The organism is Mangrovibacterium sp., from assembly GCF_041596335.1.
Lineage (GTDB): Bacteria > Bacteroidota > Bacteroidia > Bacteroidales > Prolixibacteraceae > Mangrovibacterium.
Window position 1 is genome coordinate 17270 of sequence record NZ_JBFHIT010000061.1, and the last position, 10209, is coordinate 27478.

The window sequence follows — 10209 nt, forward strand, 5'->3', positions numbered from 1 at the left end:
TGGTTTTTAATCCTTATAAACTTCATCTATATGACATAGAAATTATCAGTTTGACACGCATACATAGTCCGCCTATTTTTGTAACAGAAACATAAAAAAAGAAACACTAAAATTTTAAGACTATGTCACAGATTGGAAAACAAATTGTAGATTTCAAAGTACAGGCTTTTGTTAATAACGGCTTTCAGGAAGTTACCAAAGACGCCACCCTCGGCCAATGGTCAATCTTCTTCTTTTACCCGGCTGATTTCACGTTTGTATGCCCTACCGAATTGGAGGATCTGGCTGAAAAATACAGCGAATTCAAAGCAACGAACTGCGAAATTTACTCCGTTTCAACCGATACCCATTTCGTACACAAGGCATGGCACGATACCTCAGATACAATCAAAAAGATCAAATATCCCATGCTGGCCGACCCAACGGGCGTTTTGTCACGCGGCTTCGATGTAATGATTGAAGAAGTAGGTTTGGCCGAACGCGGAACGTTCATTGTAAATCCGGAAGGAGAAATCGTTGCTTACGAAGTTGTGGCCGGCAATGTAGGCCGTAATGCCGAAGAATTGCTTCGCCGGTTGAAAGCCCTTCAGTTTGTTGCCAGCCACGACGGCGAAGTTTGTCCGGCGAAATGGAAAGAAGGAGCTGAAACCCTGAAACCAAGCATTGACCTGGTTGGTAAAATCTAATTTACACAACAGTAAAAAACCATAAGCAGGGAGGATTCGAAAGGTTCTCCCTGTTCTTTTAAAATCAAAAACCATGTTGGATCAAGCAATACTGGACCAGGTAAAAAGTGTTTTTGCCGGTCTAAAAAACAACTATACATTTCAGGTTGAAGCTCCGGAATCACATCCAAGCAGCAACGAGTTAATCAATCTTTTGGAAGCTGTCTCATCAGTTTCTCCCAAAATCGATGTTCTCCTGAAGCGAGGAGCAGCTCTCTCTTTTTCTGTATTGAAAAACGGAGAACCGAGTACAATCGTTTTTCGGGCCGTCCCTACCGGACACGAATTTACCACCCTGCTGTTGGTTGTTCTGAACATGGATGGTATTGGTAAAAATCTGCCCGATGAAGCCATGACCCGCCGCATTCAGGCATTAAAGCATCCGGTAAAGGTAAAAAGCTACATTTCGCTCACTTGTACCAACTGCCCCGATGTCGTTCAGGCTTTGAATATTCTCTCAATCCTGAATCCCAAAATTGAACATGAAATTATTGATGGAGGAATTAATCAGGCAGAAGTTGAAAAACTGAGCATTCAAGCGGTACCTTCTGTTTATGCCAATGGCGAACTAATGCATGTAGGTCGCTCATCGATGGGTGAATTGCTCGGTAAAATTGAAGAACTAGCCGGATCGGATTACGATGCTTCGGTGCAACCCGCGAAAGAGTACGATGTGATTGTTGCAGGAGGAGGCCCTGCCGGGGTAGCAGCCGCTATTTATTCGGCACGAAAAGGCTTTGCGGTAGCGCTTGTGGCCGAGAAAGTTGGCGGGCAAGTTACCGAAACTATGGCCATTGAGAATATGATTTCTGTCCGGCAAACAACCGGAACAGAGCTTTCGGCAAACATGAAGCAGCACTTGGGTGACTACCCGATTGATGTGCTGGAAAACCGGTTGGTGAAAAAAGCTGAACTTGCTGATGGCTTTAAGATCATTGAAACATCGCTTGGCGAAAAACTCGTTGCTCCGGCACTAATTATTGCGACCGGAGCCAGCTGGCGTAAGTTGAATGTACCGGGCGAAAGCGACTATATTGGCTCAGGAGTGGCTTTTTGCACCCACTGCGATGGCCCGTTCTACAAGGGTAAAAAAGTGGCAGTTATTGGCGGAGGCAACTCAGGTTTGGAAGCTGCCATTGACCTCTCGTCGATTGCATCGGAGGTCACTGTTCTCGAATTCATGGATAGCTTAAAAGGCGATCGGGTGCTTCAAAACAAGCTAGCCGAGCTATCGAATGTAAAAATAGTTACCGGGGTTGAAACTCGCGAAGTAATCGGTGATGGAGCGAAAGTTAGCGGACTGAGATACCGCGATCGAACCAGCGGAAAAGAAAACCAGTTAACCATTGACGGCGTATTTGTTCAAATTGGGCTGAGTGCCAACAGCAGCGTTTTCGCCTCTCTGGTTGAAACCAACCGCATGGGAGAAATTAAAATTGATGCGCACTGCCGCACCAGCCAGCCCGGAATCTATGCTGCCGGCGACGTATCGGAAGTTCCCTACAAACAAATTGTAATTGCGATGGGCGAAGGGTCGAAAGCCGCACTTTCAGCCTTCGATGATAAAATTAAAGGGCTCCAGTTGGGCGTACCGGCTGAAGCTGCAGCAAACTAAAATATTTTGTAAACGAACCCGTTAACAAGGGGTGATTTGCCAGGTGCATTCACCCTCTTTTTGCATCAAAAATCCGGCGATCGATGCAACATATTTCAAAATTCGACCCAATAATAAAGTAAAAAAGGGCTGCTTCAACTTAATCTTGAAGCAGCCCTTTCAAAGTATATACTCTATCGTCTATTTCAGCGTACCATCTTCGGCCTGTTGAATCATTTGCTCATTCGCAACAATGTAGATTTCGACCCGGCGGTTCTGCGCCCGACCTTCGACTGTTTCGTTGCTGGCAACCGGCTCGTCATAGGCTTTTCCTTCAGTTGTAAGGCGAGCCCCCATTACACCGTTTGCAATCAAATACTTGGCCACCGACTCGGCACGTTCGTTCGACAGCCTCACGTTGATCTCCCGAGAACCGGTGTTATCGGTGTGTCCGTAGATTGTCACATCAGTTTCCGGAGTCGATTGTAACGAGCTGGCGAATTTTACCAGTGCGTCTTTCGATGCTGTGCTCAATGTACTTTTACCTGTGGCAAACAAAATACCGCTATCGAAAGTCACTTTAATGGCCTGAAGGTTATTTGAATCAGTTATTGTTTCAACCTGTGCACCTTCAATTCGCTCGAGCTCAGCTTTTTGCTTATCCATTTTATTACCAATCAGCACTCCGGCTCCGGCTCCAACAGCACCACCCACAGCAGCACCAATCACAGCACCTTTACCTTTTCCGGCTAATGCACCTATTCCGGCACCAATCAACGCGCCTCCGGCACCACCAATTAATCCTCCTTTTGTTTTATTACTTGTTGTTGCCATTCTACTGCTTGAACAACCTGAGAATAAAATAGCCCCGCACAACAACAAAGCTATTCCGTAGTTAAACCTTTTCATTTTCATTTGTTTTAAATCTGTTTTCTTCGTTACCGAATGAAGCTCTTCACAACAATCTCTTTTTATACGAAATCGTCGTGACGACTTGCTACATGTAACATATGATCCTTTTAATTGTTTTTGGCTTCCCCTTTTCGTGAAAAATCCCGACGCAAAATTAGGAGTTGTTTCGAGATTACGATCTTCCTAAATGTTAAATAATCTGGACTCAGGAGAGAAGCTCACCGCAGGAATTCACCAGGGATACAACATGCGCCACAAAACAGCAGAGTTCGGGTAAAGTACAACACAATCTCCCCATAACGAGAATGCGGCAATACCCCTCCTGCAAATACGACAAGAAACACAGGCACTAAAACCGCTTGGTGTAGTTGTGGCAATAAGGTGTGCCCCCTTTTCTTTCGTAGTAGTCCTGGTGATAAGCTTCGGCACTATAAAACATTGAAGCCGGTGTCACTCGTGTGGCTACCTCGTAACCCTTTTGTTCCAGAATGTCAATCAGTTTTTCAGCAGTTTGTTTTTGCTCCACGTTTTTATAAAAAATCTCGGAACGATACTGGTCTCCAATGTCAGGCCCCTGCCGATTCACCTGCGTTGGATCATGAATTTCGAAAAACAGTCGGGCCAATGTTTCAAAATCTGTTTTCGCCGGGTCGAATACCACACGAACTGCTTCCGCATAACCACTTAAATTACTGCAAACGTCTTCATAGGTAGGATTTTCTTTGTGCCCACCAATATACCCGTCTTCAACATCAATGACTCCCTGCGCCTGTTCCAAATAATACTCAACACCCCAAAAGCAGCCGCCGGCAAAAATCGCTGTATCCTGTCTGGCTCCTTTTTCGGCACGGGCCGGTATAAACTTCAGCGAAATTGAATTAACACAATGCCGTGTATTTTTTTCGGTAAATCCTTCGTTCAGGAAAACATGCCCTAAATGAGCTCCGCATTGGGTACAGGTAATTTCCGTTCGCATACCATCCGGAACTCGGCTAACTGCTCCTGGTATTTCATCGTCAAAGCTTGGCCAGCCACAATCGGAGTTAAACTTGTCGGTAGACCAGTACAGCTCTGCTCCACAGCGCCTGCAAACATAAAGGCCGTCGGCATAAAAATCATCATAGCTGCCGCTAAACGGAGCCTCTGTTCCTTTACGTTCAATAACATCTTTTTCCGCTGCTGTTAGTGGCCGATAATAGCGACTATCCTTTTCGTTCGGCAATTCTTTTACCCCTTGTGCACAACTGCTCAATGCAAAAAGTGCGACAAATATGACAGACATGGTTCGTTTCATTTTCCGTTTTCCTTTCTTGAACTTTGTTTTCGTTTGATTACGGTCCGACACGAACTTCAGTATCGGCACCGGCCGTTTTTCAACTTTAATCCAGGGCAGAATGGATCACTGTAAACTCATCGGAAAGTTATAGAGTATTACCCGATCCACGAATCGGGAAGAGAGGTAGCAGCAATCCGTTCCTATGATGAAACGTTTGAAAAGAAGCTTGTGTTTACCTCCTGATCATTGCGAATAGTAAAATCGAAGGAAACAAAACCAATTTAGCCCCTACTAAAACAGCAATCCCCAACTGGTTATCAGTCGGGGATCAGCACTATTATCGTTTCGATTCTTCTTTAGAGATAAAGGAATCGCTTAATTTTCATTGTTGGTGTTTTCTCGAAAGGAACAGGTTGAAGAACAACCATCTGAATACGTGAAAACTTATTCACTTCATCATTCACCTTTTTCTGAATCTCCGCTAAAATGTCGTCCACCTTCGTATTGAATTTCAACACAGCCTCGTCCCGGGCTTGCTGGAGGCGCTTTTCAATTTCGTCCATATTTAGGTGAACCATTGCTACCAGACGGCCTTTTTGCTGAACCACCAATGATTCAAGCACATATTCCATTCGGTTGATGACCGATTCAATTTCTTCCGGGTAAATATTTTCGCCGCTGGCACCTAAAATCATGTTCTTAATGCGGCCTTTAATAAACAATGAACCTTTGTCAAATTTACCCAGATCGCCTGTGCGGAACCATCCATCCTCGGTGAAAACATCTGCTGTCAAACCAGGTTCTTTGTAATAGCCTTTCATTACATTGTTCCCTCTTGCCTGAACTTCACCTTCGCCGGTTTTTGGATCGGCGTTGGCAATACGCAATTCAACACCTTTCAGTGGGACTCCGGTTGAAAGAAAACGCACATTTTTGCCAACAGCGCCTGCCAAAAGTGGCGATGTTTCCGTTAAACCATAACCAATAGCGAGCGGAAATTTCGCGTCCATCAAGAAACGTTCAACCTGATCATCCAGCTTGGCACCCCCTATTCCGAAAAATTTCAACTTGCCGCCAAACGTCTCGTACAGCTTCTTTCCGGCAATGCGGCTCAATAAAATCTGGAACGGCCTCACCTTAAACAAAGCCCGTGTTACCGGATTACTATTGATCTGAGGTAATACTTTGCCCTTAAAAATTTTCTCTATAATTAAAGGAACCGCCAACATAATGGTTGGCTTCACTTCCTGCAAGGCTGGCAGTAAAATACTTGGAGTTGGTGCTTTTCGCAAATAATGGACTGAAGCCCCATACATGATCGGAAAGATCAAGCCGAGTGTATTTTCGAAGGTGTGAGACAACGGCAGCATGGACAAAAACCGATCCTCCGAGTTAATAAACTGAAAAGTCAAACTTTGCTGAGCATTCCAACAAATGTTTTTATGCGTCAACAAAACACCTTTCGATTTACCTGTAGTTCCCGAGGTATAAATAATCGACAGCAAATCCTCTTCAGAAACATCGGCATAAACAAATGCTTGGTTTGTACTGTCGGGTATTGCGGCAACGGTTCCATCGGCTTTCAATTCTTGAAAATCTTCAATACGAATAATCCGGATAGTTGGCAATTCGTCCACGTTTATCTTTGAGACCAGCGACTCTGAAGCGAAAACATATTCCACTTCGGCATGCGCCAAAATATTCTTGATTTCGTTGTTTGAAAAATCAGGTAGAATTGGGACAACTACCGCACCAACAGCACCAACGGCAAAAAATGAAATGCCCCAGTTTGGCATATTTGCACTTAGGATCGCGACCTTCGTACCTTCGCCTACGCCCATTTTCCGCAGGCTACCACCTAGAGTTTCCACTTCTGCTTTTAGCTGTTCGTAAGTCATTCCTTCCTCTCCGACAAAGGTCAATGCTGTTTTTGCACTGAACTTGCTAAAGCTTACCTGAAGCATTTCAGGTATCGTCAATTTTTTACTTGCACTCATAATTAAACCTCCAACCTCCTCACATTCATTGAAGAACGGAAAAATTTCCTGCAAAAGTAATTATTTCTTCCAATTCAGATTTCTTTTTACGCATGTTTTAGCGCCATCTGTTTCTCCTGCAGTCGAAATTACCAACGTTCCTGAACTATCACTCAATAACCTTGCCTCTTTTTAACAGACAATGTTAATCTCGCCCCCAGCCGCTACTATCTCACTCTAGATGTGACACTTAAGCAGCTCTGACAACAATGCAACAAAGCATCGGAAAATATTTCCAAAAACGAAAAACGTCTGCTCAGATTTGTTTAATTTTAGGCGTATGGATAAGTTGGTTTATATACAGGAAACCGCCATGTATGTGCGGGTGCAATTCGAACAGGATTCGGGCGGACACGACTGGTGGCACGTTCACCGGGTGTGGCAATTGGCTGTTAAAATTGCCAAACACGAGCAGGCGAATCTATTTTTAATTGAAATGGCCGCTCTGCTTCACGACCTGGACGACTGGAAACTACACAGCCCAAACGGAACAGAGAGCAGAAGCCGAAAATGGATGGAGAAATTGGGCATTCGCCAACGTTCGATCGATCAAATCGAAGAAATTATCTCGGAAGTATCATACAAAGGGGCTCATGTGGATACCACGCCCACGAGTATTGAAGCGCAAATTGTTCAGGATGCAGATCGTCTCGACGCCATGGGAGCAATTGGAATTGCCCGCACTTTTGCTTATGGAGGCAATAAAAACAGACTTATTTACGATCCGCAGGTTAAACCGGAATTGCACATCGATTTTGAGTCTTACAAAAAAACAACGGCTCCAACGATCAACCATTTTTACGAAAAGCTGTTGTTACTGAAAGACCGAATGAATACAGCCTATGGCAAACATTTAGCTGAAGAACGACATCGATTCATGAAGCTCTATCTCGATCAGTTTTTTAAAGAATGGAATTTGAATTGAAATTTGGCAAGCACACTTAACAAATGAAAATTACACACCTTGCGATATGGACTTCTGATTTGGAAGGAATGCGGAACTTCTATCTGCACTATTTTGATGCCAGTTCAAAAGAAGCCTATTATAATCACTCTAAGGATTATAAGTCGTACTTTCTGATTTTTAATGGCGATTGCATGCTCGAACTGATGCAAATGCCGGGAATTCCCCAAAATCGAAACGATTTAAAAAAACAGGCCACCGGTCTGATTCATTTCGCGATTTCAGTTGGATCGAAAAAGAAAGTTGACGAGCTGACTGAGAAGCTTCGTGTTGATGGTTTTCGAGTGATGAGTGAACCGCGAATAACCGGAGACGGCTTTTACGAGTCGGTTGTTTTAGATCCCGAAGGCAACCGGATTGAACTTACCGAGTAGTTGATTTCCAATTTTTTTCGCTGCCAATACCGATACTGAACTGCAGCATTTCGTGAACCTCGTTATTTGTCGGTTACCGAACCCGTTCTTCCCACGGGCGTTGTTCGGCAGCGAAGCTCAGTTGTTCGTACCAGGCTTTCCCGTATTTTCGAATCAGTGGTTCTTTCAGAAATTGATAAAGTGGAAGTTTTTGCCCTATCCCACATTGGCGCCCCGGTTTACAAATATCAATTTCCTGGTAATTAAGGGCATCAAACCGTTTGTATTCCGTAATTCGGATTGGAAATAAATGACAGGAAACCGGCTTGCGGAAATCGACTTTGCCTTCCAAAAATGCTTTTTCGATACCACATTTAATAATTCCCTGATCATCGGTGTACACAAAAGCACAGGCTTCATTGCTCATTAAGGGTGTTACCAAATCACCGTCGCTGTCGATTACCGATGTTCCTTTTTGCGCAACAACCTGTTTCCCTTCCTCTGTAATATATTCTTCAAAATCGGGGTAAATTTGCTCAATCAACACGGCTTCCTCCTTTGTTAGCGGTGCGCCTGACTCCCCCTCAACACAACAAGCACCTTTGCATTTCAACAAATCGCAAAGGAAATGTTCCTCTATCACATCAAAACTAACGATGGTTTTACCGATTTCGAGCATAATCTTTTTCATTGAAAAGCCCCTCCTCAACTAAGGAGAGGCTTGATCTATCTATTTCTTAATACAATTATCGTTCAATCAAAACGTCTCCAGTCATCTCAGCCGGAATTTCCAAGCCCATTTCTGACAACAGAGTCGGAGCAACATCGGCCAAAATACCGTTTTTGATTTTCAAATTTTTATCATCGCTGACATAAATACAAGGCACAGGATTCAGCGAGTGAGCCGTATTTGGTGATCCATCCGGATTAATCGCGTTGTCGGCATTTCCGTGGTCGGCAATAATCAATACATTGTAGTTATTGGCACGAGCAACTTCAACCACCTCTTTCGCACAGGCATCAACCGCTTCAACCGCTTTTGTAATTGCTTTGTAATCGCCGGTATGACCAACCATATCGCCGTTGGCAAAGTTCAGACAAACAAAATCAACTTCCCCTTTTTTCAGCTCCGGAATGATGGCTTCCCTTATATTTGGGGCCGACATTTCAGGTTGAAAATCGTAGGTTGGTACTTTGGGCGATGGGCACAACAACCGGGTTTCGCCCGGAAACTCTTCTTCGCGGCCACCGCTAAAGAAAAATGTTACGTGAGCGTACTTCTCGGTTTCAGCGATCCGAATTTGCTTAAGTCCGGCATTTGAAACGATTTCACCCATCGTATTGATTGGATTGACCTTGTCAAAAATCACATTCACATTTTTGAAATCAGCTTTATAGCTGGTCATAGTGTACCATTGCAGATCCATGACATGCATTCCAAATTCGGGTAAATCTTCCTGCGTAAACGCAATTGTTGTTTGGCGTAAGCGGTCGGTGCGGAAGTTAAAGCAAATTACCACATCGCCCTCTTCAATCACAGCTACCGGACTTCCGTCTTCTTTCACCATGCTGATTGGCTTGATGAATTCGTCGGTTACACCGGCTTCGTATGAAGCTTTAATTGTCGCCAGCAAATCGGTCGATTTTTCGCCTTCACCTTTGGTATACAAATCGTATGCGAACTTCATTCGATCCCAGTTCTTATCCCTGTCCATACCATAGTAGCGACCAATAATTGACGCGAACTTACCGTTGGTTCCTTTCAGTGCTTCAAGATCCGACTCCAAAAAGCCATAGCCTGAGCGTGGATCGGTATCACGGCCATCAGTCAACCCGTGAATAAATACATCGTTCAATCCTAAATCGGTCCCCATTTGGCAAAGGGCAACCATATGCGCGCTTAAAGCGTGAACACCACCAGGGCCAATCAGACCAATCAGGTGGACTTTTTTATTGTTGTCTTTAGCGTAATTAAAAGCTTTCAGCAATTGTGGATTACTCCACAAGGTTTTTTCACGGATCGCTTTGGTAATCTTCACCATATCCTGGTACAGGACACGGCCGGCACCAATATTCAGGTGACCTACTTCAGAGTTACCCATCTGTCCGTCTGGCAATCCAACATTTTCACCGGAGGTAAGCAGTTGCGAATTTGGATATTCTTTCAACAGAGAATCCATGAATGGTGTTGATGCTGAAGCAATCACGTCGCGTTCAGAACCATCACCGATGCCCCATCCGTCGAGAATCATTAATAGTGTTTTCTGAGCCATAATTTATAATCAATTTAAACTAGTTATTCTTTCGGCTCACAAAATTATTCTTTTTTAAGGAGGATTAAAAACGAGC

The 10209-nt window shown here is 44.1% G+C and carries 9 protein-coding genes; 4 read left to right on the forward strand and 5 right to left on the reverse strand.

Annotated features, from left to right (window positions below; translation table 11 throughout):
* Positions 1-122: 122 nt before the first annotated feature.
* A complete protein-coding gene (gene ahpC, locus ABZD21_RS16705; protein ID WP_372776247.1) occupies positions 123-686 on the forward strand; it encodes an alkyl hydroperoxide reductase subunit C in 564 nt (187 codons plus the stop codon).
* 73 nt (positions 687-759) lie between these two features.
* Entirely contained in the window at positions 760-2340 is a 1581-nt protein-coding gene (gene ahpF, locus ABZD21_RS16710) for an alkyl hydroperoxide reductase subunit F (protein WP_372776248.1), read from the forward strand.
* A gap of 180 nt (positions 2341-2520) precedes the next feature.
* Here ahpF and ABZD21_RS16715 read toward each other — a convergent pair whose 3' ends face one another.
* The 3 genes from ABZD21_RS16715 to ABZD21_RS16725 all read right to left on the reverse strand — a co-directional run bounded on the left by ABZD21_RS16715 (position 2521) and on the right by ABZD21_RS16725 (position 6504).
* On the reverse strand, positions 2521-3228 hold the full coding sequence (locus ABZD21_RS16715; RefSeq protein WP_372776249.1) for an OmpA family protein: 708 nt from the start codon (positions 3226-3228) through the stop codon (positions 2521-2523).
* A gap of 352 nt (positions 3229-3580) precedes the next feature.
* Positions 3581-4513, reverse strand: coding sequence for a bifunctional methionine sulfoxide reductase B/A protein (locus ABZD21_RS16720; protein WP_372776250.1), 933 nt, complete (start codon positions 4511-4513; stop codon positions 3581-3583).
* A 350-nt stretch (positions 4514-4863) separates the two neighbouring features.
* Positions 4864-6504 carry an AMP-binding protein gene (locus ABZD21_RS16725; RefSeq protein ID WP_372776251.1) on the reverse strand — a complete coding sequence of 547 codons (1641 nt, stop codon included), beginning with the start codon at positions 6502-6504 and terminating at the stop codon, positions 4864-4866.
* Between the two features lie 319 nt (positions 6505-6823).
* On the opposite strand from ABZD21_RS16725, the gene ABZD21_RS16730 reads away from it, so the two are divergent.
* The gene (locus tag ABZD21_RS16730; protein ID WP_372776252.1) at positions 6824-7468 is read left to right on the forward strand and encodes an HD domain-containing protein; all 645 of its coding nucleotides are present in this window, start codon (positions 6824-6826) and stop codon (positions 7466-7468) included.
* A gap of 23 nt (positions 7469-7491) precedes the next feature.
* Entirely contained in the window at positions 7492-7881 is a 390-nt protein-coding gene (locus ABZD21_RS16735; RefSeq protein WP_372776253.1) for a VOC family protein, read from the forward strand.
* A 73-nt stretch (positions 7882-7954) separates the two neighbouring features.
* Here ABZD21_RS16735 and ABZD21_RS16740 read toward each other — a convergent pair whose 3' ends face one another.
* Both ABZD21_RS16740 and gpmI read right to left on the reverse strand, forming a co-directional pair.
* On the reverse strand, positions 7955-8551 hold the full coding sequence (locus ABZD21_RS16740; RefSeq protein WP_372776254.1) for a DUF3109 family protein: 597 nt from the start codon (positions 8549-8551) through the stop codon (positions 7955-7957).
* A gap of 55 nt (positions 8552-8606) precedes the next feature.
* Entirely contained in the window at positions 8607-10133 is a 1527-nt protein-coding gene (gene gpmI, locus ABZD21_RS16745; RefSeq protein WP_372776255.1) for a 2,3-bisphosphoglycerate-independent phosphoglycerate mutase, read from the reverse strand.
* Positions 10134-10209 lie beyond the last annotated feature (76 nt).

Bases quoted from the DNA above. Each gene is read 5' to 3' on its own strand.
- ahpC (WP_372776247.1), top strand. From the start codon at position 123: ATGTCACAGATTGGAAAACAAATTGTAGATTTCAAAGTACAGGCTTTT.
- ahpF (WP_372776248.1), top strand. From the start codon at position 760: ATGTTGGATCAAGCAATACTGGACCAGGTAAAAAGTGTTTTTGCCGGT.
- ABZD21_RS16715 (WP_372776249.1), bottom strand. From the start codon at position 3,228: ATGAAAAGGTTTAACTACGGAATAGCTTTGTTGTTGTGCGGGGCTATT.
- ABZD21_RS16720 (WP_372776250.1), bottom strand. From the start codon at position 4,513: ATGTCTGTCATATTTGTCGCACTTTTTGCATTGAGCAGTTGTGCACAA.
- ABZD21_RS16725 (WP_372776251.1), bottom strand. From the start codon at position 6,504: ATGAGTGCAAGTAAAAAATTGACGATACCTGAAATGCTTCAGGTAAGC.
- ABZD21_RS16730 (WP_372776252.1), top strand. From the start codon at position 6,824: ATGGATAAGTTGGTTTATATACAGGAAACCGCCATGTATGTGCGGGTG.
- ABZD21_RS16735 (WP_372776253.1), top strand. From the start codon at position 7,492: ATGAAAATTACACACCTTGCGATATGGACTTCTGATTTGGAAGGAATG.
- ABZD21_RS16740 (WP_372776254.1), bottom strand. From the start codon at position 8,551: ATGAAAAAGATTATGCTCGAAATCGGTAAAACCATCGTTAGTTTTGAT.
- gpmI (WP_372776255.1), bottom strand. From the start codon at position 10,133: ATGGCTCAGAAAACACTATTAATGATTCTCGACGGATGGGGCATCGGT.